Raw genomic sequence first — 20,444 nt, 5'->3', positions numbered from 1 at the left:
GACCCGTATCGTCGTAATGTTCATCAATGAAAGGAAGCCGCGATGGCGCGCTCACTTAGGACCCTCATTGCGGAGAGCCACCCGCTGATCGTCCCCTCCATGTACGACGGAATCTCCGCACTCCTCATCAAGGAACTCGAATTCGAAGCCGCCTACATCGGCAGCTACGCCACCGGCGCCAGCCGCTACGGCGTCCCCGACATCGGCTACATCGGCCTCGAAGACATGGCCGACCAGGTGCGCCGCCTCGCCCCCATCGCGGGCGTGCCCGTCATCGTCGACGGCGAGGGCGGCTGGGGCAACCCGATCCATGTCGCACGATCCGTGCAGGTCCTGGAGCGCGCGGGCGCTGCAGCGACCCACATCGAGGACCACGACTTCGGCAAGCACATCACCGCGAAGTCGTCGGTCATCTCGACCGGGAAGGCCGTCGACAAGATCAAGGCCGCCGTCGACGCACGCGCGTCCGAGGACTTCCTGATCATCGCCCGCACCGACTCCCTCTTCGTCGAAGGTCCGGCTGCGGGGGTCGACCGCCTGCTCGCCTACCAGGAGGCCGGAGCCGACGGACTCTTCGTCGCCGGCTTCCTCGACGCCGACTCGTGGACCCGCCTGAAGGCCGAATCGCGCGTGCCGATCTACTCGCCCGACTTCCCGCAGCACAGCGCCGCGGATCACGCGGCCCAGGGAGCGGACGTGGTCCTCTACTACGGCCTCGCCCACATCGCAGCGAAAGCCGGGATGCTCGAGGCGTACGAGGTACTCAAGAAGAACGCCTCGACCGTCAGCATCGAGAACAAGCTGAGCGTGGCCGGGTTCGACGAGTTCCTCGGCATCGAAGACGCACGCGTACAGGCGAGGAAGTACGGCCTGATCGACCAGAACGATGACTCGATGAACGAGATGGCCCGCGCATTCAAGGCGGCCCAGAAGTGACCGGCGTGCTGGTAGTCGTCGGGGTCGGCGGCATGGGCCAGACGATCGCGCGCCGGCTCGGATCGGGTGAGCGCATCCTCCTGGCGGACTTCAACGCTTCAGCCCTCGAGCAGACCGCCGACAGGCTGCGAGGCGAAGGATTCGACATCACGACCCAGGTGGTCGACGTCTCCTCGCGTCCGTCGGTGCATGAACTGGCCGCGAAGGCCGCGTCACTCGGGCCCGTCACCCGCATCGCCCACACTGCGGGGCTCTCGCCCGTGCAGGCTCCCACGGCGGCGATCATCGCCGTCGACCTCATCGGCGTCGCACACGTGCTGGAGGAGTTCGAGCAGGTGGTCGCACCCGGCGGCGCGGGAGTGGTGATCGCCAGCATGGGCGGGCACATGGTCCGGCCCATGCCGCCAGAGCAGGAAGTCGCCCTTGCTCGAACTCCTGCCGAGAACATCGCCGATCTGCCGTTCGTCGCGGTCGATCAGTTCGACAACGGAGGAAGCGCTTACAGCTTCGCCAAGCGCGCCAACGCGATGCGCGTGCGCGCGGCCAGCGTCGGATGGGGCAAGAAGGGTGCCCGCATCAACTCGATCAGCCCCGGCGTCATCGCGACCCCGATGGGCCTAGCCGAGCTCGACAGCCCCACCGGCGGCGCAATGCGGGCCATGATCGACGGCTCAGCGGTGCGCCGACTCGGCACTCCCGAGGACATCGCGACAGCAGCCGAGTTCCTGCTCGGACCGCACGCGAGCTTCATCAGCGGAACCGACCTGCTCGTCGACGGCGGCGTGATCGGTGCCCTCACCACCGGGCAGCTCGACCTCGGCGGTATCACCGCAGCACGCTGATCGCCAAACAGAGTGATGCCATCCGACCGGTCCCCCCGCCGGTCGGATGGCATCTCGATTTTCGCGGCCGACTTGGCGCTAGTTTCGCGCGCGCTTCAGTTCCGCGAGACGCGCCTGCCGCGCACCGCCGACGGTTGAGACGTACTATCGGCACCCTGAGCGCGCTCACATGGTCGCGAAACCTGTTCAGTTGTCAAATCATGGCGAACAAGGGCTATTTGTGCCAATCAAAAATGGCGTCTGACCAGGTCTTTTACAAAGCGGAGGGCGTGGGATTCGAACCCACGAGACATTTCTGCCCACCAGTTTTCAAGACTGGCTCCATCGGCCGCTCGGACAGCCCTCCTGGCGCCGGCGTGAACCGACGTCGCCCGATTCTAACGGAACGGGCTCGGCGCTAGTCGCTGAACGGCTTGGAGCAGGTGTACTGGTTGGCGGTCTGGCCGTGGATGCTGGAGGGGAGGTCGACCGTGCTGCCGCCGGAGGCGTCGGTGCCGGTGCCGGGGGTGCCCGTCGTCGGGGCGCCCGTGGCCGGGGTGGTGGACGGCGTCTGGGTGGCGGGGGCGTTGGGGTCGGCTTCGGAGCCGACGCCGGTGTCGCCGGTGAGGCTGATCGATTTGTCGCTCTCGAGGGCGGCGAACAGGGCGTCGGCCTCGTCGACGGTGGGGGCGACCGCGCCGCCGCCCTCGACATAGTGGTTCGGGTACTGCACGAACACCACCTTGTTGAGGTCGATGTTCTTGAGCGCGGCAGCCATGGAGGCGATCGTCGTGACGTTGTTGAGGCTCTCGGAGAGTTTGATGTTCTCGGTCGCGGCCTTGGCGATGCCGTAGATCTTGAGCGGATTGGAGAGCGTGTCGGCGCTCTTGATGGTGCGCACCAGCGAGGAGAGGAACACCTGCTGGTTGCTGATGCGGCCCAGATCGGAGCCGTCGCCGACGCCGTGCCGGGTGCGCAGGAACGCGAGAGCTTGCGCGCCCTTCAGAACGTTCTGGCCCGCCTTCACATCGAGACCGGTGTAGGGGTCTTGGATGTCGCCGGCCACGCAGACCGGAACGCCGCCGACCGCGTTCGACATCTCGATCACGCCGTCGAACTGGATGACGCCCGCGTAGGGGATGGTCATGCCGGTGAGTTTCTCGACCGTGAGAACGGTGCAGGTGAGACCGCCATAGCTCAGCGTGTTGTTGATCTTCTGGCTGCTCATCGCGTCGTACGAACCGGAGCCGTCAGCCTTCGGGCACGACGGGATGGGGACGAGCATGTCGCGGGGGAAGCTCACGACCGTGGCGTTCTTGTGGTCGGCCGAGACGTGCAGCAGCATCGTCACATCGTTGAGGTCTTCACCGCGGTTGGAGAGGTCGTAGGCCGCGTTGCCGCCGCCGCTGTCGCTGCCGGCGAGGAGCACGTTGAACGCGCCGTCCATCGCGCCCACCTGGGGGATGACCGGGTTGCCTTTGGCGTCGAGGAGCTTCACCGACGGTTTCAGGCTGCTGGAGACGTCCCACACCGCATATGCCGCGACGGAGACGCCGCTCACGACCGCGACACCGACGACCGCGGCGACGAGTTTGAGGATGAACCGGAACGGGCGATGCTGTTTGAGCCGACCGTGACGCGCAATGCTCGGACCAGCCGAATTCTCTTGCGCGCGCACTTGGGCACGGGTGGGCAACTCGCTCATTCACTCCCTTTCGAGGCGTTCGTCACGTCGGACAGACTATCCACGGTGCCAGACCACCCTGGCAAACAACTGGACAGGAACGCTAGAAGCCCTGATCAGAGCGAATCGAGCAGCGTGGCCGCGCCGTCTTGCACGACCGGATCGGTGACACTGCCGGCCACCGCTTTGACCTCATCCGGTGCTTGGCCCATCGCCACGCCGCGACCCTCGGCCGACGCCCAGAGCAGCAGGTCGATGTCGTTGCGGCCGTCGCCGATCGCCACCACATCGGACAACGGGATGCCCAGCTGTTGTCGCACGCGCTCCATCGCCGTGGCCTTGTTGACGCCGTCGGGGGCGATGTCGAGCCAGGCCGTCCAGCCGATGGCGTAGCTGACCTTGTGCAGGCCCATTCGTTCGACGATGGAGAGGAACTGTTCCTCGTCGTGCTGCGGTGAGATGACGACGACGCGGGTGGCGGGATGCGCGGTGAGCTCCTCGAACGACACCTCGATGCCGTTCGCCAGCTCCCATTCGCTCATGCCGGCGGTGTAGCGGCGGAACCCGGTGGCGTCTTCGACCATGAAGCTGCCGCTCGGCAGGAACGGCCGAATGGTCTCCAGCACCTCGGTCGGGTCGAACGCCTCGACGAACTCGCGGCGGTAACCCTCTTCGGCGGTTTCATCACGCCGCATGGTCAGCGCACCGTTGGCGCAGACCACGTATTCGCTGGTGAGACCGAACTTCTCGTGGATGCCGCGGGCCGTCTCCCAGCTGCGGCCGGTGGCCAGCATGACCTCGTGGCCGGCGTCGCGAACGCGGGCAACGGCATCAAGCACCGCCTGCCCGACCGTCTCGTCTTCGTGGATCAGAGTGCCGTCGACGTCGAGCGCGATCAGCAGGCGGTTCGAAGCAGTCACGAGGCGATCGGCTCCAGAACCTCGAGGCCGCCCAGGTAGGGTCGCAGCGGCTCGGGCACGAGCACCGAACCGTCGGCGCGCTGGTGGGTCTCGAGGATCGCCACAAGCCAACGCGTCGTCGCGAGCGTGCCGTTGAGCGTGGCCACCGGGCTGGTCTTGCCGCTCTCGGTGCGGTAGCGGATATCGAGCCGTCGGGCCTGGAACGTCGTGCAGTTGGAAGTGGAGGTGAGCTCGCGGTACGCATCCTGCGTTGGCACCCAGGCCTCCACATCGAATTTGCGGGCCGCGCTCGAGCCGAGGTCGCCGGCGGCGGTGTCGATCACCCGGTAGCTGAGGCCGAGCGCCTGCAGCATCTCCTCCTGGTACGACAGCAGGCGGGCGTGCTCCGCTTCGGCTTCTTCGGGCAGTGCGTAGACGAACATCTCCAGCTTGTTGAACTGGTGCACGCGGATGATGCCGCGGGTGTCCTTGCCGCCCGATCCGGCCTCCCGGCGGTAACAGGTCGACCAGCCGGCGTAGCGCATCGGCTCGGCGACGTCGATGATCTCGTCCGAGTGGTAGCCGGCGAGGGCGACCTCGCTCGTTCCGGTGAGGTAGAGGTCGTCTGCCGGCAGGTAGTAGATCTCGTCGGCGTGCGCCCCCAAGAATCCGGTGCCCTGCATGATCTCGGGCTTCACCAGGGTGGGCGTGATGAGCGGGATGAACCCCGCGGCGATCGCGCGATCGAGCGCCATGTTCATGAGCGCGAGCTCCAGGCGAGCACCGATGCCGCGCAGATAGTAGAAGCGGGCGCCGGAGACTTTGGCGCCGCGGGCCATGTCGATGGCGCCGAGCAGCTCGCCGAGCTCGAGGTGGTCGCGCGGCGCGAAATCGAAGGAGGGCCTCTCGCCCACGGTGCGAAGGGTGACGAAGTCGTCTTCGCCGCCGGCCGGCACGCCGTCGATGATCGGGTTGCCGATGCGGCGCAGCACCTCACCGAACCGCGCATCCGCATCATTGGCGATCTGCTGCGCCTCTTTCACCCGGCCGGCCAGGCTCTGCGCCTGCGCGACGAGATCCTTCTTCTGCTCCCTGGGGGCGGCCGCCACCGTCTTGCCGAATGCGTTCTGCTGAGCGCGCAGCTCTTCGAAGGCGGTGATGGCGGTGCGGCGGGCGCGGTCGGCCTCCAACGCCTCGTCGACGAGCTCGACGGATTCGCCTCGGGCCTCCTGCGATCGCTTGAACAGGTCGGGGTTTTCGCGGAGAAGAACTGGATCGATCACGCGCCCAGCTTATCGACCGCCACTGACCGCATCCCCTCGCCGGAATGAACGGATGCGGCACTGTTCGCAACCGACGCCGCGCCCGGCATGACCTAGCCTGAGGGGGTGACCAAGCAGACGAGCGGCAGCCCGGCGCGTGCAGCCGTCGTCTACAACCCGGTGAAGGTCGATATCGACCGGGTGCGGGCGGCAGTCACCGCGGCGGCGGGCAGGGTCGGCGTGGCCGACATCCTCTGGCTGGAGACCACCGTTGAAGACGAAGGCCAGGCGCAGACGCGCCAAGCCCTCGACGCGGGCGCGACCCTGGTGCTCGCCGCGGGCGGCGACGGCACGGTTCGCGCCGTGTCCGAAGCCCTGCGGGGCCGGGATGCGGTGCTCGCGATCCTCCCCTCCGGCACCGGCAACCTGCTGGCCCGCAACATCGGGGTCACCCACAGCAGCCTCGACGATGCCTGCACGATCGCCTTCGCCGGGGACACCCGGTCGATCGACATCGGGGTCGCGGTGACGACCGACATCGAGGGCGACACCAACGAGCGCGCCTTCCTCGTGATGGCCGGCGTCGGCATCGACGCCGCGATGATCGCCAACACGCGACCGCGGCTCAAACGGCGGCTCGGCTGGCTCGCCTACGTGGATGCGGGGTTCCGCGCCTTGCCGAAGGCGAAGAAGGTGCGGGTGGGCTACGCACTCGACGGTGGCGAGCGGCGCACGGCGCATGTCAGCACGATCCTCGTCGCCAACTGCGGAAGCCTGCCGGGCAACATCGAGCTGATCCCAGACGCACTCGTCGACGACGGGCTGCTCGACATCGCCATCCTGCAGCCGAAATCGCTGTTCGGCTGGCTGCTGATCTGGCGCCGGGTCACCTGGGAGAACCGGGTGCTGCGCCGCACGGCGCTCGGTCAGCGGATCATCCGCATGACCTCCCGTGCGGTGCGCACCGAGCTCAGCTACCTGCGCGGCCGCACTGTGCAGCTCACGGTCGACGTTCCGGAGCCGTTCGAGCTCGACGGCGACGAGTTCGGCTCGGTCGTGGCCGTGGATCTCACGGTCGACCCGGGCGGGCTGAGGGTCAGGGTTCCCGCCGCGCAGTGACAGCGGGATGCGGTCGCCAGAGCAGCGCGCGCATCAGGACCATCCCGACGGCGGCGAGCAGGGCGAGCAGCACAGACGGGGCGTTCAGCATCGCGATCACGCCGGCGATGAACGAGGTCACCTGCGGCATGACTTCGCCGCTGTCGCCGCGCATGATCGTCGGGAGGATCCCGCTGAGCACGGCGACGACTCCGGAACAGACGGCGATGATCCCCAGCACGCGCGCACTGCGGCGCATATCAGTCGTTCCGCTCGGGGTCGACGAACGGCGATGCGTCCGGCGTTGTCGCCCGAGCCCGGATGGCGGTGAGCAGCACGAGTGTCACGATCGTGATCAGGCCGACCGTGACCAGGGGCGCGGCGAGCATCCAGCCGAGCTGGCTGAAGACCAGCATGGTGATGTCCTGTTCGCCGGTCGGGTTGTTCGAATACGAGGTGTAGAGGGTGATCGTGTACAGCACGATCCCGAGCACGATGAACCCGCCGCTCATCACCCACAGCGCGAGCATGTAGGGGTTCCGGCGCGGGGAGAGCTCCGCCCGGTCGAGGATGCCGGCGGCAGGCGCCCCCAGGGAGACATCGGCCAGCGCGGCGCCGACGTCGAAACGGTCGACCTCGAAAACGTCGAGCGGGTCGGGTTCGACGCTCCCGCCCTCCGCAGACGGCACGACGGAATCCACCGTCGGCGGTCGGCTCGGCAGCGGGGCGACGATGCGCTCCTCCACGGCAGATGCTGCCGTGGCGTCGGAGGCCGGTGTGCTCGGCCGCAGCCGCGTTCGCGGCTGCTCGCCCGGTCGCGCTCGGTACCCACGCTGGAACACGGGATCGAACCGCGGGTCGATCCCGCCCGGGGCGTCTGCGCCGGACTCTGACGTCACTGACGAATCTGGCGACTCGGGCGTCTGCGCCGTCTCCGGCTTCTGCGACCCCTCCGGCGTCTCTGGTGCAGCCGCCCCGCGACGGCGATCCTCCCCCACGTCGTGACCTGCGTCGTCCAGGATCATGGCGCCTCCTCGTTCCTGATCCGCAGCCTACCCCCGGGGTGCAGCGGGGGGCGGGGAGGTCAAAGAGGCGAGCCAGTCCCGCGCCTCGGTGAACACCTCATCGCGGTACCGTCGGTCGAACGCCACCTCCACACGGTCAGCGCGCGGGTAGGAGCCCAGGAAGATCACGCCCGGGCTGAACCGGCGCAGGCCGAGCAGTGCATCCGCCACGCGCTCATCCTCGATGTGACCGTCGGCGTCGATGACGAACCGATAGCGTCCCAGCGCGTCGCCGATCGGGCGGGACTCGATGAGGCTCAGGTTGACCCCGCGCGTCGAGAACTGTTCGAGCAGATCGAGCAGGCTGCCGGGTCGGTCGTCGGGCAGTTCGGCGATGAGGCTCGTCTTGTCGGCGCCCGTGGGAGCCGGGACGGTGCGCTCCCGGCTGACCAGCACGAACCGGGTGACCGCGTTCGGATTGTCCCCGATGTTCTCGGCCAGCACGGCGAGGTCGTGGTGGTCGACGATCCCCGGTGGCGCGATCGCCGCATCCGCCGTGCTGCCCTCGAAGAGCGACTCGGCGGCGGACACGTTGCTCGAGGCCGGGAGGTGCCCGTGCTCAGGGAGGTTCGCATCCAGCCAGAGATGGCACTGCGCGTAGGCGACGGGATGCGCGTTGATGACCTTCACATCGGCCAACGTCGTTCCCGGCCGAGCCACCAGCACGAATGTCACGGGAACCAGGTATTCGCCGATGATGCGCAGGCCCGGCACTGTGGCGAGCGCGTCCTGGGCGACGGAGACGCCGCCCTCGATCGAGTTCTCGATGGCGATCATCGCGGCGACGCTGCGGCCGGCGACGACATCGGCGAGGGCCTCCCCCACATTGTTGACCGATCGCCAGTGCTTGCCTGCGGCCTCCGGAACCTGCGCCAATGCCGCCCCGGTGAAGGTTCCGGCCGGGCCCAGGAAGCTGTAGACCTCGTCGACGGAACTCGGCAGCTCGGCAGCGGGATCGGCGGATGGGGCGACAGGTTCTGACATGGCGATCAGCTTAGCCAAGCGCCCGCGCCGCGAAGAAGTTCTCCACAAGTCGGCCGACCCGCTGGCGCGCCGCCGCCGGAGTCGGAAGGATGGAGCCATGAACGAACGAGCTGGCACCCCCGCCCAGGAGTCCGACCTGATCGACGTCGACGCCCTGCGTCACGCATACTACGAGCTCACACCAGATGTGAGCATCCCGGAGCAGCGGGTGGTCTTCGGCACCTCCGGTCACCGCGGCAGCTCGCTGAACACCGCCTTCAACGAGAACCACATCGCCGCCACCACGCAGGCGATCGTCGAATACCGGGCTTCGCAGGGCATCACCGGCCCGCTCTTCATCGGTGCGGACACGCACGCGCTCAGCGAGTTCGCGCTCACCACGGCACTGGCCGTGCTCGTCGCCAACGAGGTCCGCGTGCTCGTCGACGAGTTCGACGATTGGGTTCCGACACCGGCCCTCTCACACGCCATCCTGCGCTACAACAACGCCGGCCACGACGATCAAGCCGACGGGATCGTCGTCACGCCGAGCCACAACCCGCCGAGCGATGGCGGCTTCAAGTACAACCCGCCGCACGGAGGCCCCGCCGACACCGACGCCACACGCTGGATCGCCGACCGCGCCAACGAGCTGATCGCCGATGGGCTGCGCGAGGTGCGCATGAGCGAGCCGAGCGCGGTCGAGACCTATGACTTCCGCGGGCACTATGTGGACGATCTGGAGAACATCATCGACGTCGCCGCCATCAAGAAGAGCGGAATCCGCATCGGGGCCGACCCGCTGGGCGGCGCGAGTGTCAACTATTGGGCGGCCATCGCCGAGCGCTACGGCCTCGACCTCACCGTCGTGAATCCGACGGTCGACCCCACCTGGAGGTTCATGACCCTCGACTGGGACGGCAAGATCCGCATGGATCCGTCGAGCCCGTCGGCCATGGCGTCGGTGCTCGCCCGTAAAGATGACTTCGACATCCTCACCGGCAACGATGCCGACGCAGACCGCCACGGCATCGTCACCCCCGACGGCGGGCTGATGAACCCGAACCACTACCTCGCTGTCGCCATCGACTACCTATACCGCACCCGCACAGGCTGGCGAGAAGACGCGGCGGTCGGCAAGACCCTCGTCTCCTCCTCGATCATCGACCGGGTGGCGGAAGCGCTCGGTCGCCGGCTCTGGGAGGTTCCGGTCGGCTTCAAATGGTTCGTGCCCGGCCTCATCGACGGCTCCGTCGGGTTCGGCGGCGAAGAGAGCGCCGGCGCCAGCTTCCTGCGCTTCGACGGCTCGGTGTGGACCACCGACAAAGACGGCATCCTTCTTGCGCTGCTCGCCGGCGAGATCCTCGCCGTCACTGGAAAGACGCCATCGCAGCTCTACACCGAGCTGACCGAACGGTTCGGCGACCCGGTCTACCAGCGGGTCGACGCCCCCGCGACGCCGGCCGAGAAGGCCGCGCTCGGCAAGCTCGACGGCGACGCCATCACCGCCACTGAGCTCGCGGGCGAACCCATCACGGCCAAGCTCAGCCGTGCCCCGGGCAATGATGCGGCACTCGGCGGCGTCAAGGTCGAGACGGCCAGGGCCTGGTTCGCGGCCCGCCCCAGCGGCACCGAGAACGTGTACAAGATCTATGCGGAATCGTTCGACGGCCCCGACAATCTGCGCGCTGTGCAAGAGGAGGCCAAGCGCATCGTCGCCGACGCAATCGCGGGCGACTGAGTTCTTCCTGATCCCGCGTCATAGTCGAGCAATCGTCGACTCCCTCTGGGTGAGGGCCGGAACCCGCTGGTCCTCCGATGTGCGCCGACCTGGCCCGAATCCCGGCCGGTGCACCGAGTTGGAGCACCGACATGAACCCGAATCCCCTACCCGAACCCGCCCAGCGGCAAACCAACCCCACCCGACGGCGAGCGCCGCGACAGCCCGCCCGCCATATCATCACGGCCGTCGTCGGACTGATCGCCGTCGCCGGAGGCTCCCTGCTGGCCCTCGCCCCGGCGGTGTCGGCGAGCGCCGCAACCGTCTCCGCGATCACCGCGGTCAGCATCGTCGCGCCCGACTCCGCCGATCCGTCCGCGCCCCTCACAGTGGGTGAACAGTTCAAGGTGGATGCCGACTGGACCCTGCCCGCCGGGGCACGACCGGGCGACACCTTCACCGTGACGTTCCCGTCGCCGGTCAGCGGCTACTCCTCCGAGTTCACGCTTCTCGATGCGACCGGCGCCGGAGTGGGAACCTGCGCGGTGACGTCGACCAGTCTGAGCTGCACGGTCGGTGCGTATGTGGCCACGCACTCGAATGTGACCGGCTCGCTCTACTTCCATGCCACCGCGGCGCAGACCACCGACGGACCGGTGCTGTTCACCACCAGCGCCGGAACCACCTTCACCGTTCCGGTTCCGGGCGGCGCGATCGGGCCGGGCACGCCCGGCGGCGACTGGCCGGTGCCGACCAGTCTTGGCAAGGGCGGCTGGCAGAACGCCGACGGCTCCCTCGGTTGGGACATCTTCGTTCCCGGATCGCTGCTGCTGACCGGCGGCAAAGAGGTGACACTCACCGACACTTTCGACAGTCGATTGACCTTCGACCCCTCGTCGCTCACGGTCGGCTACGTGAACGCCGCCGACTGGAACAACGGCGATTGGAGCGGATCGTTCCACGATCTGACCGCCGGAACCGGGGCGGACACATACACGTTTGCGGCCGGGGCCACCCCGTCCAGCTTTCTGGTGACCATCCACCAACCGGTCGCCGACCGCATCTACGGCCTGTATTACACACTGGCCGCCCCCGCCGGCACCGCCGACGGCACGCACTTCGACAACACCGTCAGCGGCGAGGGCGCGGGCGACGCCAGCGCATCCGTCGACTATGTCGCCGCCGGGGGCAGCGCCTCCGGCGACGCCCTGCGCGCGATCAGCGTCACCAAAATGCTGGCCGGCTCCGGCCCCGCGCCGACCGGAACGTATCCGTTCACCGTCTCCTGCACGAATCCTCAGGGCGCCGCGATCGCCGGGTTCCCGGCCCAAGCATCCCTTGCCGCCGGCCAGACGCAGGTGTTCCCGGGAATCCCGGTCGGCAGCAACTGCACCGTGGACGAGACCAACAATCGCGGGGCGGACGCGGTGGCGTACGCTCCCGCCCGCAGCGTGACGGTCACCGCTGGGTCGCCGGCGACGATCGCGGTCGTCGTCACGAACACGTTCGAGCTGCACGCGACACCGACGACACCGGCCACCCCGCCCGCGGCACCCAGCGGTTCGAGCACTCCGGGTGGCGCCGACGGCAGCCCGTCGACGGATGCGCTCGCCCGCACCGGATCAGATGTCGCGTTACCCGGGCTCGTCGCCCTGGGCGCCCTCGCCCTTGTGGCGGTAGGAGCGATCCTCGGCTGGACACGCCGGCGCACCGCGACCGGACGCCGCTGACAGCCAACCGCCACGCAGCGACGGGTGCTGCGTGGCGGGTGCTGCGCGGCGGGTGCTGCGCATTGCGATCCGAACAGCACCCGCCGATGTCCTATCCGGTGGTGTCGGTGGCCGCGCTGACCGCGCTGACCGCACTGACCGCTGTCGGGCCGAATCGCCCGTCGGCGGCGTACCGGGCTCCGACGACGACCGTGCGGCGGGCATCCCACCAGGGCACGAGCCGGTTCCAGGTTCCGGCGGCGCCGAGGCGGGCGTCCGCCCACGCGGTGTGGCCGATCACCTGCCCCTGGATTCCCGCATCCGGCGTTCCGGACACCACGGCCAGGAAGCCGAGCACGGTTCCGACCACCTGCAGGGTCGGCACCTCGAGCGAGACCGTCTGCACCGACGGCCGGGACACAGTGCCGGCCCGATCCGTCTGCGTCACCGCGAGCTCGGCGGAGCCTGCGGAAAGCCCCTCGATCGGCGGTGTCGACCAAGCTCCTGCGGCGTCGGCCGTGACCTCGGCCAGCGGGGCGGCGTTCGCGGCGACCGTCACCGTCGCCCCGGGCTCCGCCGTGCCGGAGAGGAGCGGGAAGTATCGACCGGCTTCAGCTCCCTGTCCGGTGTCGACGGACACGACGACCGGGGGCGCGACCACCCGATCGAGGATGATCGTGCGGGCGACCGCGGGGGAATCGCCGACGTCCGTTCGTTGCACGGTGTCGACACGGTATGTGCCATCGGGCACGTCGCCGAGGGCGACGCCGAGCACCCACCCGCCATTCGCGGCGACGGATGCGGTGCCCACGTCACGACCGGACAGACGCGCGACGATCCGAGCTCCGGCGACTCCGGTGCCGCGGAAGTCGACGGCGGTTGCGCTGGTGATCAGGGGCGCTCCGGCAGCGGGCTCCAGAATGTCTGGCGCTGATGGCGGGGCGAACACGGGCGCAGAGACCAGCGGCACAGAGACCAGCGGCACAGAGACCACCGGCGCCGAAGAGATCGGAACCGGGACGATCGGAACCGGCGGAGGCGTGTGCGGCATCGACGGCCCGGGCGACTCCGGCGGCCCGACGGGCGAGACGGGTGTGCCGGGTGAGCCGGATCCGTCTGCCCTGGTCGCCGCCGAATCGGCCGCCGCCGAATCGGCCGTCGAAGGAGGCGAGAGTGACATCGAGGCGAGCGCCACGACGGCCGTCACGGCAACGACGACGAGGCCGGCCGAGACGACGGCTCCCAGGGTCGTCGCGGCAGCTCCGGCCGCACCGGCGCCGGTTCCGGTCATGCCGGTCGCCGCGTTGCCTGTGCCGGTCGTGGCACCTGCTGCGATGACCGCCGCATCCGCCGGCGCACCGCCCGCCACCGCAAGCCACGCCGTGTACGCGACGGCTCCTCCCGCCCCGGCGACGAGAGGCAGCAGCACCAGCCCCAGTTGCGAGTTCGCCTCGTCAGCCTCCTGCGCGACGGCGGCGCATCGCACGCACTCGTCGAGGTGGGCATCCACCCGGGCACGGTGCCTTCTGGGCAGCCGACCCCGCAGGTGCGCGCCCAGCTGGTCGAGAGTCCACCGGCAGTCCGTGCCGGGTTCCGCACCCGCGACATGCGCCTGCACCCAGGCCTGGCGCAGCCCCTCCCGCGCGCGGTAGGCGAGAGCCGCCGTCGCGTTCGGACTCCGGCCGACCAACGGGGCGATGTCGCGCGGCGCCAGGCCCTCCACCTCCGAGTACCAGAGCACCTCCTGCCACTCCTTCGACAGGCTCCGAAAAGCGACGACCGCGAGCGAGCCGTCGAGGGCTGCGAGCTCGGCCTCCTCGGTGAAGCGCGGGTCTTCGAGCTCGTCGGCATTGTCGATCGAGATATCGCGACGCTTCCGCCCCCAGCCGGCCGCCGTGTTGCGTATGGTCGTGAAGAGATACGGCCGAAAGGCGGTGGTCGGGCCACCACCGGCGGCGATCGCCTGGAAGATGCGGGCGAACGACTCGGCGACGAGGTCGTCGGCATCGAACGTCGAGGTGTGCGTGCGCGCGACGGCGAGGCCGGCGGCGCTGTGCCGGCGCCAGAGCTCAGAATAGGCGTCGGTGTCGCCAGTGCGGGTGAGCTCGACGAGGGCGGCGTCCGAGCGGGATGCGGCATCGCTCGAGCGCGCGCCGAAGCGCGTTCTCGTCATGACTTCGACCTCCGGGTGCAGGGATGCCTTCGGGTTGCGCAGGCCGATGGGTCACGGCTGCGCGGCATCCTGTTGAAGAGACAGCGCTCCGCCCGCTTCATGACGCCGAGACGGCAATCTCTCAGCCGACCCGTTCTCGCCCGCCTCCCGAGCTCTTCCGGTGGGCCCCGGTCAGGGTTCGAATGCGGCGATCAGATCGTCGACGGCTTCGAAGGCGCGGCTGGCGCCGGCGCAGCGCGCGACCTCGTCGTTCATTGCGAGGCCGGCGGCCACCGTTGCCACCGCAGCGCGCGCATCCCGGAGGCCGCGCAGGTAGTCACCGGCGGGCACCCGGGCAGCCCGGGCGCCCGACGCATCCGTGGTCGGCAGGAGCGGGTGGGTCGCCTCGTCGAGAACGGTCATGGAATGGTCATCCTTCGGCTTGGCTGAGGCGGGCGGACACCCGGCCTTCACCGAAGAGACGCCGAACCGGGGCGATCATTACGCGGGATCAGGCGATTCCGGGTTCGGACCTGTCGGTCATTCTCCGCCCGGGAGACCGAAGAACTCTTCGAGGGTCGTCACGCCGACGGCGTGAAGCCGCGTGGCGAGCCGCAGCCCGATGTAGCGGAAATGCCACGGTTCGGCCGCATACCCGGTCACAGCGACCTTGTCGGCCGGGTACCGCAGCAGAAAACCGAACCGCCAGGCGTTCGCGGCAAGCCATCGGCCCTGGGGAGTGTCACCGAAGCAGGCGGCGAGTGAGCATGCCGCCGGCACCGCCCCGATGTCGACGGCGAACCCGGTCTGGTGCTCGCTGCGACCGGGGCGAGCCGTGTACGCATCGGCGTAGGCGAGTCCGTGTGCGGCGATATCGGCGTTATAGATTCTGCGCTGCGACGAGAAGGAACGGTATGCGCTCAGCACCGAGAAATCCAGATTCGCTTCGGCCTTCCCCGCCGCGAACATCGCGACCAGGGCTGTGGCCGTCTCCTGCCGCATCGGCTGGTGGTTGATGTTGGGCACATCCGGGTACACGAGGTCGGCGGGCTCGTACCCGTTGGGCGTGACCGGACGCGCCTTGTTCACCACGACCCAGGGGCTCGCGGGATCGTCGGTGGAGAACGCCGCGAGGTCGAAGCCGACCGCGGCCGGTGGCGCCTCGTGAGCCGGCACCGGGCGCGGCATCGGCGATGCCGGCGACACGCCGGGCGGGGGGCCCGCATGGTGAGCGACAGGAGCCGAACACGCGACGAGAGACAGCGTCGAGAGGAGCGCGAACGCGGCGAGAATCGCCCGTCGTCTGTGCGACCGTGGCGTCTCGGAATTCACGGCTCGAGCTTAGCCACCGCAGATGATGGGGATGCGCCACCGCACCGCCGGTGGACTACTTGGACAGGCTCCAGAAGTGACCGGTCGCGCCCGGGTGGTCGACCGTGATCGTGGTGTCGAGGTCGCGGTAGTCGGTGTCTTCATTGTGACCGGCCATCTTGATCTCGATCTTGCCGTTCACGTGCTCGACCGCGGAGACGATCTGCACGTGGTCGAGAGAGTCGTTGTTGTTCCAGTCGAACATCACGATGTCGCCGACCTTGATGGCCGCGCGCTGATCCAGCGGATACTCGGTGAGGCCGAGCGTCGCCGCGTTCGCGGTGAAATAGTTGTCCATTGCGGGAACGTAGCCCCATGCCGGGCTCCAGTCGGCGGCGGCGTTCTTGTTGTACCACTCGGCGTTCTGGGTCCAACCGCGGGCGATCAGAGTCTGGCTCACGAAGTTGGCGCAGTCTCCGCCCACCGGGTTGAGGTCGCCCCACGCGGCCGTGTTGTAGTTCTTCCAGTACGTCATGGCGTAGTTGAGCTGCCGGTCCACCGGGGTCGTGACGGCGTAGGTGTACGCGTTGTCGCGCGTGGCAACGGTCTTGCCGTTTGCCGCGTTGAGCGAAAGGTCGACGGCGCCGGCCTGGAAGTTCTCGGCAGCCGGAACGGTGGCGACGACCTTCGACGACGAGGTGTGCTTGAGTGCGGCGGTCTGGCCGCCGATCTCCACGCTCTTCACCGTGCCGAGGTTCTTCCCCGAGATGGTGATCTGACCACCCGAGACGCTGCCGGTCGCCGGCGAGACCTTCGAGATCGTCGTTCCGACCGTTTTCGGGGCCGCCGAGTCGGCGATGGCCTTGGTCACCGGGGAGGGTTCGCCCGCGCATCCGGTGAGGATGAGTGCGGTGGCGGCGGCGAAGCCGGCCACGGCGAGAAGCCGGCGTGACGTGGACATTCGAACGAGGGGACGCATGAAACCTTCGGGGAGTGGTCGCGGTGGACAAGGGCTCTACGTGTCTCAACGGTACGCCTGCGTCCTTTGTGCCACCTGAGGAGGGACCAGAAAAGTTCATACATCCGCATAAATACAAGCGATACGGGGCCGTTCGCCCTTGGCGAACGCACCACCGAGCCCGTTCCCCCGCATTGCCCAAATGGGCACACAAGGTGTAACTTTGCACTCTCCGCAAATTTCTTTGTGTGCCCACACCGGTGTGTCGCCCGTGGCTCGGGCGTCCCCTTTTTCTACGACTCTCGACTCGGAGACTCATGTCAAGCCAAGCATCCCCGGCCCCGGCCGCCCCGACGAAAGCGATCATGTCGCACCGACAGATCCTCTTCGTCATCTTCGGCCTCATGGCCGGAATGTTCCTGTCCGCTCTCGACCAGACCGTCGTCGGAACCGCCATCCGCACGATCGGTGACGACCTGCACGGCCTCAGCCAGCAGGCCTGGGTCACTACGGGCTACCTCATCGTCTCTACGATCGCGACACCCATCTACGGCAAGCTCTCCGACATCTTCGGTCGGCGGCTCCTGTTCATCCTCGCGATCGTCATCTTCGTCGCGGGATCGATCCTGGCCGTCTTCTCGACGTCGATGATCGAGCTCGCGGTCTTCCGCGCCATCCAGGGCCTCGGCGCCGGTGGTCTGATGTCGATGCCGCTCGCGATCATGGGCGATATGCTCGCCCCCCGCGAGCGCGCCAAGTACCAGGGCTACTTCCTGGCCGTGTTCGGCATCTCGAGCCTGATCGGCCCGCTCGTCGGCGGCCTGTTCGCCGGAGCGAACCAGATCCTCTGGATCGCCGGCTGGCGCTGGGTGTTCCTGATCAACGTGCCGATCGGCATCATCGCGCTGCTCGTCGTGCTCCGCTTCCTGCACCTGCCCAAGCATGCACCCGGATCGGTCCGCATCGACTGGTGGGGCGCGACCGCCGTGATCGTCGCCCTCGCCCCGCTGCTCCTCATCGCCGAGCAGGGCCGCGACTGGGGCTGGGACAGCGTCGGAGCGTTCGTCTGCTACATCCTCGGCGCGATCGGCATCCTCGCCTTCATCTTCATCGAGATGGCAATGAAGGACGACGCTCTCATCCCGCTCAAGCTGTTCCGTTCCTCCACGTTCTCGATGGCCACCATCATCGGCGTGTTCGTCGGCTTCGGGATGTTCGGCGCCATGCTGACTCTGCCGCTCTACCTGCAGCTCGTGCTCGGGTCGAACCCGACCGAGAGCGGGTTGCAGCTGCTGCCGATGATCCTCGGCCTGATGATCTCCTCGATCGCCAGCGGCCAGATCATCGCCCGCACCGGGCGTTACCGGCAGTTCCCGATCATCGGAACGCTCTTCCTCTCCGGCGGGTTCTTCTACCTCACCTTCCTGCACTACAACAGCTCGTACTGGTTCATCGCCGGCGCCATGCTCCTCATCGGCCTGGGCCTCGGCCAGCTGATGCAGACGCTGACCATCGCCAGCCAGAACTCGGTCGGCCTGAAGGACATGGGTGTCGCGACGAGCGCCTCCACGTTCTTCCGTCAGATCGGTGGAACGCTCGGCACCGCGGTGTTGCTGTCGCTGCTGTTCTCGGTGTTCCCGACGAACCTGACGAACTCGCTGACCAACCAGGCGACACTGACCAGCGCCCTGAACGCCGCGCTCGATCCCTCGGTCGCCACTGCGCCCGAGAACAAGCAGATCATGAGCCTGGCGTACAACAAGTTCGTCGACCCGATCAAGGCTGCGCTGCCCGCCGGCACCGATCTGTCGAACGACACCGTGCGCTCGCAGGTCGTGTCGCAGGCGGTCGACAAGATCGAGTCCAACCCGAGCACCGGCTCGAGCTCGGCGTCGTCCGCCGGCAACGCCAGTCTCAACGACACGTCATTCCTGAACGGCGCAGACCCGCGTCTGACGAAACCGTTCCTCGAGGGCTTCAACGCCTCGGCCGTGACCGTGTACTGGGTCGCACTGCTCGTCGTGCTGCTGGCGTTCATCCTGACGCTGTTCTTCAAGGCGCCGCCGCTGCGTGCCAAGTCGGCGCTGCAGGAAGCGGCCGACGACAAGGCCGAGGAGGATGCGCAGACCGAGCGCGAGCGGGTGGCAGCCGACGGCGTGCTGGTCTCCGCCTCCGACGACGATGACGCCGAGCTCGACACCGGTGTTCTCGCCAACCGCGCGGCGGAGAACTTCGGTGCCCTGATCGAGCCGGGGGCCGACACGGCCTCCGTGCGCGCTCAGCGCCCGACCGCATCACCCGAGGCCAACTGAGGTCTCGATCCGGTCACGGAACGGCCGCCTGCTCCCCACGGAGCAGGCGGCCGTTCCGCATTCTCCCGCTGTGACGTTTGACAGGAATGGGATTCTCTGAATAGGGTGTGACGAAGTTCGTGAGAGCGCTCTCACGCTCCAATTTGAGAGCGCTCTCACGACACCGCTAGCACCACACCAGAAGACACACCACACCACGCACACAAGGGAGTGACCGTGAAGTTCTCACGACGCACCAAGGCTGCGGCGGCCGTTGCCGCCGCCGCATCCTTCGCCCTCCTCGCCGCCGGATGCTCATCCGGCGGCGAGGGCGGCAGCAGCTCGAACCCCATCACCCTGACCGTCACGACGTTCGGAACGATGGGGCTCGACAAGCTCTACTCGCAGTACGAGAAGGAGCACCCGGGGATCAAGATCAAGGCGACCAACATCGACACCGGCGACAACGCCCTCACCGACTGGCAGACGAAGGAGGCGGCCGGCAGCGGTCTCCCCGACGTTCAGTCCGTCGAAGAGGGATGGCTGAGCAAGGTCATGCAGGTCTCCGACCAGTTCACCGACCTCAAGGACTACGGCGCGTCGAAGATCGACAGCCGCTGGGTCGACTGGAAGGTGAAGCAGGCCACCGACAAAGACGGCCGCGTCATCGGCTACGGCACCGACATCGGGCCCGAAGGTCTCTGCTACAACGGCAAGCTGTTCGCCGCGGCAGGCCTGCCGAGCGATCGGGACTCCGTCGCCGCCCTGTTCGGCGGCGCCGACGCCACCTGGGCCGACTACTTCACGGTCGGCGAGAAGTACAAGGCGGCCACCGGCAAGGCGTTCTACGACCAGTCCGGCTTTCTGTGGAACTCCATGGTCAACCAGCAGAAGGAGGGGTACTACACCTCCGACGGCAAGCTGAACATCGAGAACAACGCCGACCTCAAAGGCCTGTGGAGCCAGCTCGCCGCGGGCGCCGCCGCGGGCCTCTCCTCGAACCAGACACAGTGGGACTGGGGCAAGGGCAAGGCGTTCACCGACGGTTCGTTCGCCACATTCGTCTGCCCGGGCTGGATGCTCGGCGTCGTGCAGGGCCAGGTCAAGGCCGGCGGCGGCGATGCCGCAACCGGGTGGGACTTCGCCAATGTGTTCCCGGGCGGCGCCGCCAACTGGGGTGGCTCGTTCCTCACGGTGCCCAAGCAGTCGAAGCACCCGAAGGAGGCCGCGGCCCTGGCCGAATGGCTGACCACGGCGAAGTCGCAGGTCGCCGCGTTCCAGGCGGCCGGCACGTTCCCGTCGGTGGTCGAGGCGCAGAGCGACCCGGGCGTCACGGGCACGAGCGACCTGACGAAGTTCTTCAACAACGCTCCGGTCGGTGAGATCCTCGGCGAGCGCGCGAAGGGCGTCGTCGCCCAGTACAAGGGCCCGGATGACTCGGTCATCCAATCGCAGGTGTTCGGCCCGGCCGTTCAGCAGCTCGACTCGGGCAAGGCGAACGGCGACCAGGCGTGGGCCAACGCCATGACGCTGCTCAACCAGCTGGTCGTCAACAAGTAACACGAACCGTTCGAGG

General features: G+C 68.0%; 17 protein-coding genes and 1 tRNA gene. 7 read left to right on the top strand and 11 right to left on the bottom strand.

The annotated features are described in order from the left end of the window. The first annotated feature begins 42 nt into the window (after positions 1-42). Positions 43-936, top strand: coding sequence for an isocitrate lyase/PEP mutase family protein (locus K5L49_RS13580; RefSeq protein ID WP_223693522.1), 894 nt, complete (start codon positions 43-45; stop codon positions 934-936). After that, positions 933-1,778: an SDR family oxidoreductase gene (locus tag K5L49_RS13575; protein WP_223693520.1), complete on the top strand. Its 846-nt coding sequence runs from the start codon at positions 933-935 to the stop codon at positions 1,776-1,778. Before K5L49_RS13580 ends, K5L49_RS13575 begins: the two co-directional genes overlap by 4 nt. Positions 1,779-2,039: 261 nt before the next feature. Here K5L49_RS13575 and K5L49_RS13570 read toward each other — a convergent pair. The 4 genes from K5L49_RS13570 to serS all read right to left on the bottom strand — a co-directional run bounded on the left by K5L49_RS13570 (position 2,040) and on the right by serS (position 5,623). Further along, positions 2,040-2,124: transfer RNA gene (locus K5L49_RS13570), tRNA-Ser, on the bottom strand. 51 nt (positions 2,125-2,175) lie between these two features. Beyond that, on the bottom strand, positions 2,176-3,462 hold the full coding sequence (locus K5L49_RS13565; RefSeq protein ID WP_223693518.1) for an LCP family protein: 1,287 nt from the start codon (positions 3,460-3,462) through the stop codon (positions 2,176-2,178). Positions 3,463-3,557: 95 nt separating this feature from the next. Next, entirely contained in the window at positions 3,558-4,361 is an 804-nt protein-coding gene (locus tag K5L49_RS13560; RefSeq protein WP_223693516.1) for an HAD family hydrolase, read from the bottom strand. After that, the gene (gene serS, locus K5L49_RS13555; protein ID WP_223693514.1) at positions 4,358-5,623 is read right to left on the bottom strand and encodes a serine--tRNA ligase; all 1,266 of its coding nucleotides are present in this window, start codon (positions 5,621-5,623) and stop codon (positions 4,358-4,360) included. The genes K5L49_RS13560 and serS overlap by 4 nt, the downstream gene beginning before the upstream one ends. 105 nt (positions 5,624-5,728) lie before the next feature. Here serS and K5L49_RS13550 point away from each other — a divergent pair, with 105 nt between their 5' ends. Beyond that, the gene (locus K5L49_RS13550) at positions 5,729-6,721 is read left to right on the top strand and encodes a diacylglycerol/lipid kinase family protein (protein WP_223693512.1); all 993 of its coding nucleotides are present in this window, start codon (positions 5,729-5,731) and stop codon (positions 6,719-6,721) included. Here the strand turns inward: K5L49_RS13550 and K5L49_RS13545 are convergent. From K5L49_RS13545 to pheA, 3 genes are read right to left on the bottom strand one after another with little or no spacing between them, the layout of a single operon-like run. Continuing rightward, positions 6,699-6,959 carry a hypothetical protein gene (locus tag K5L49_RS13545; protein ID WP_223693511.1) on the bottom strand — a complete coding sequence of 87 codons (261 nt, stop codon included), beginning with the start codon at positions 6,957-6,959 and terminating at the stop codon, positions 6,699-6,701. The two genes, K5L49_RS13550 and K5L49_RS13545, sit on opposite strands and share 23 nt — an antisense overlap. A 1-nt stretch (position 6,960) precedes the next feature. After that, entirely contained in the window at positions 6,961-7,725 is a 765-nt protein-coding gene (locus K5L49_RS13540) for a hypothetical protein (protein ID WP_223693509.1), read from the bottom strand. A 27-nt stretch (positions 7,726-7,752) separates the two neighbouring features. Further along, positions 7,753-8,748 (bottom strand): prephenate dehydratase, encoded by a 996-nt coding sequence (gene pheA, locus K5L49_RS13535; RefSeq protein WP_223693508.1) that lies wholly within the window; start codon positions 8,746-8,748, stop codon positions 7,753-7,755. A 97-nt stretch (positions 8,749-8,845) separates the two neighbouring features. Between pheA and pgm the strand changes: the two genes are divergently transcribed. Together pgm and K5L49_RS13525 are read left to right on the top strand one after the other, a co-directional pair. Continuing rightward, positions 8,846-10,468, top strand: a complete 1,623-nt coding sequence (pgm, locus tag K5L49_RS13530; protein WP_223693506.1) for a phosphoglucomutase (alpha-D-glucose-1,6-bisphosphate-dependent) — start codon at positions 8,846-8,848, stop codon at positions 10,466-10,468. Positions 10,469-10,599: 131 nt separating this feature from the next. Further along, positions 10,600-12,177: a DUF5979 domain-containing protein gene (locus tag K5L49_RS13525; protein ID WP_223693505.1), complete on the top strand. Its 1,578-nt coding sequence runs from the start codon at positions 10,600-10,602 to the stop codon at positions 12,175-12,177. A 91-nt stretch (positions 12,178-12,268) separates the two neighbouring features. On the opposite strand, the gene K5L49_RS13520 is transcribed toward K5L49_RS13525, so the two are convergent. The 4 genes from K5L49_RS13520 to K5L49_RS13505 form a co-directional block, all read right to left on the bottom strand. Continuing rightward, complete coding sequence (locus tag K5L49_RS13520; RefSeq protein ID WP_223693503.1) at positions 12,269-14,329, bottom strand: sigma-70 family RNA polymerase sigma factor; 2,061 nt, start codon at positions 14,327-14,329, stop codon at positions 12,269-12,271. A 171-nt stretch (positions 14,330-14,500) separates the two neighbouring features. Beyond that, on the bottom strand, positions 14,501-14,731 hold the full coding sequence (locus tag K5L49_RS13515) for a hypothetical protein (RefSeq protein ID WP_223693502.1): 231 nt from the start codon (positions 14,729-14,731) through the stop codon (positions 14,501-14,503). 117 nt (positions 14,732-14,848) lie between these two features. Then, positions 14,849-15,484: a M15 family metallopeptidase gene (locus K5L49_RS13510; RefSeq protein ID WP_223693500.1), complete on the bottom strand. Its 636-nt coding sequence runs from the start codon at positions 15,482-15,484 to the stop codon at positions 14,849-14,851. Positions 15,485-15,695: 211 nt separating this feature from the next. Further along, positions 15,696-16,580 (bottom strand): amidase domain-containing protein, encoded by an 885-nt coding sequence (locus tag K5L49_RS13505; protein WP_223693498.1) that lies wholly within the window; start codon positions 16,578-16,580, stop codon positions 15,696-15,698. A 314-nt stretch (positions 16,581-16,894) separates the two neighbouring features. Between K5L49_RS13505 and K5L49_RS13500 the strand changes: the two genes are divergently transcribed. After that, positions 16,895-18,889 (top strand): MDR family MFS transporter, encoded by a 1,995-nt coding sequence (locus K5L49_RS13500; protein WP_223693496.1) that lies wholly within the window; start codon positions 16,895-16,897, stop codon positions 18,887-18,889. A 216-nt stretch (positions 18,890-19,105) separates the two neighbouring features. Beyond that, on the top strand, positions 19,106-20,428 hold the full coding sequence (locus K5L49_RS13495) for an ABC transporter substrate-binding protein (RefSeq protein WP_223693494.1): 1,323 nt from the start codon (positions 19,106-19,108) through the stop codon (positions 20,426-20,428). Positions 20,429-20,444 lie beyond the last annotated feature (16 nt).

The sequence above is a fragment of the Leifsonia poae genome (assembly GCF_020009625.1).
Classification (GTDB): Bacteria; Actinomycetota; Actinomycetes; order Actinomycetales; family Microbacteriaceae; genus Leifsonia; species Leifsonia poae_A.
Note: the sequence above shows the minus strand (reverse complement) of the source record. Positions and strands in the feature narration are given on the sequence as shown.

Bases quoted from the DNA above. Each gene is read 5' to 3' on its own strand.
- K5L49_RS13505 (WP_223693498.1), bottom strand. From the start codon at position 16,580: ATGTCCACGTCACGCCGGCTTCTCGCCGTGGCCGGCTTCGCCGCCGCC.
- K5L49_RS13540 (WP_223693509.1), bottom strand. From the start codon at position 7,725: ATGATCCTGGACGACGCAGGTCACGACGTGGGGGAGGATCGCCGTCGC.
- K5L49_RS13525 (WP_223693505.1), top strand. From the start codon at position 10,600: ATGAACCCGAATCCCCTACCCGAACCCGCCCAGCGGCAAACCAACCCC.
- K5L49_RS13545 (WP_223693511.1), bottom strand. From the start codon at position 6,959: ATGCGCCGCAGTGCGCGCGTGCTGGGGATCATCGCCGTCTGTTCCGGA.
- K5L49_RS13565 (WP_223693518.1), bottom strand. From the start codon at position 3,462: ATGAGCGAGTTGCCCACCCGTGCCCAAGTGCGCGCGCAAGAGAATTCG.
- pheA (WP_223693508.1), bottom strand. From the start codon at position 8,748: ATGTCAGAACCTGTCGCCCCATCCGCCGATCCCGCTGCCGAGCTGCCG.
- K5L49_RS13500 (WP_223693496.1), top strand. From the start codon at position 16,895: ATGTCAAGCCAAGCATCCCCGGCCCCGGCCGCCCCGACGAAAGCGATC.
- pgm (WP_223693506.1), top strand. From the start codon at position 8,846: ATGAACGAACGAGCTGGCACCCCCGCCCAGGAGTCCGACCTGATCGAC.
- K5L49_RS13520 (WP_223693503.1), bottom strand. From the start codon at position 14,329: ATGACGAGAACGCGCTTCGGCGCGCGCTCGAGCGATGCCGCATCCCGC.
- K5L49_RS13515 (WP_223693502.1), bottom strand. From the start codon at position 14,731: ATGACCGTTCTCGACGAGGCGACCCACCCGCTCCTGCCGACCACGGAT.
- K5L49_RS13580 (WP_223693522.1), top strand. From the start codon at position 43: ATGGCGCGCTCACTTAGGACCCTCATTGCGGAGAGCCACCCGCTGATC.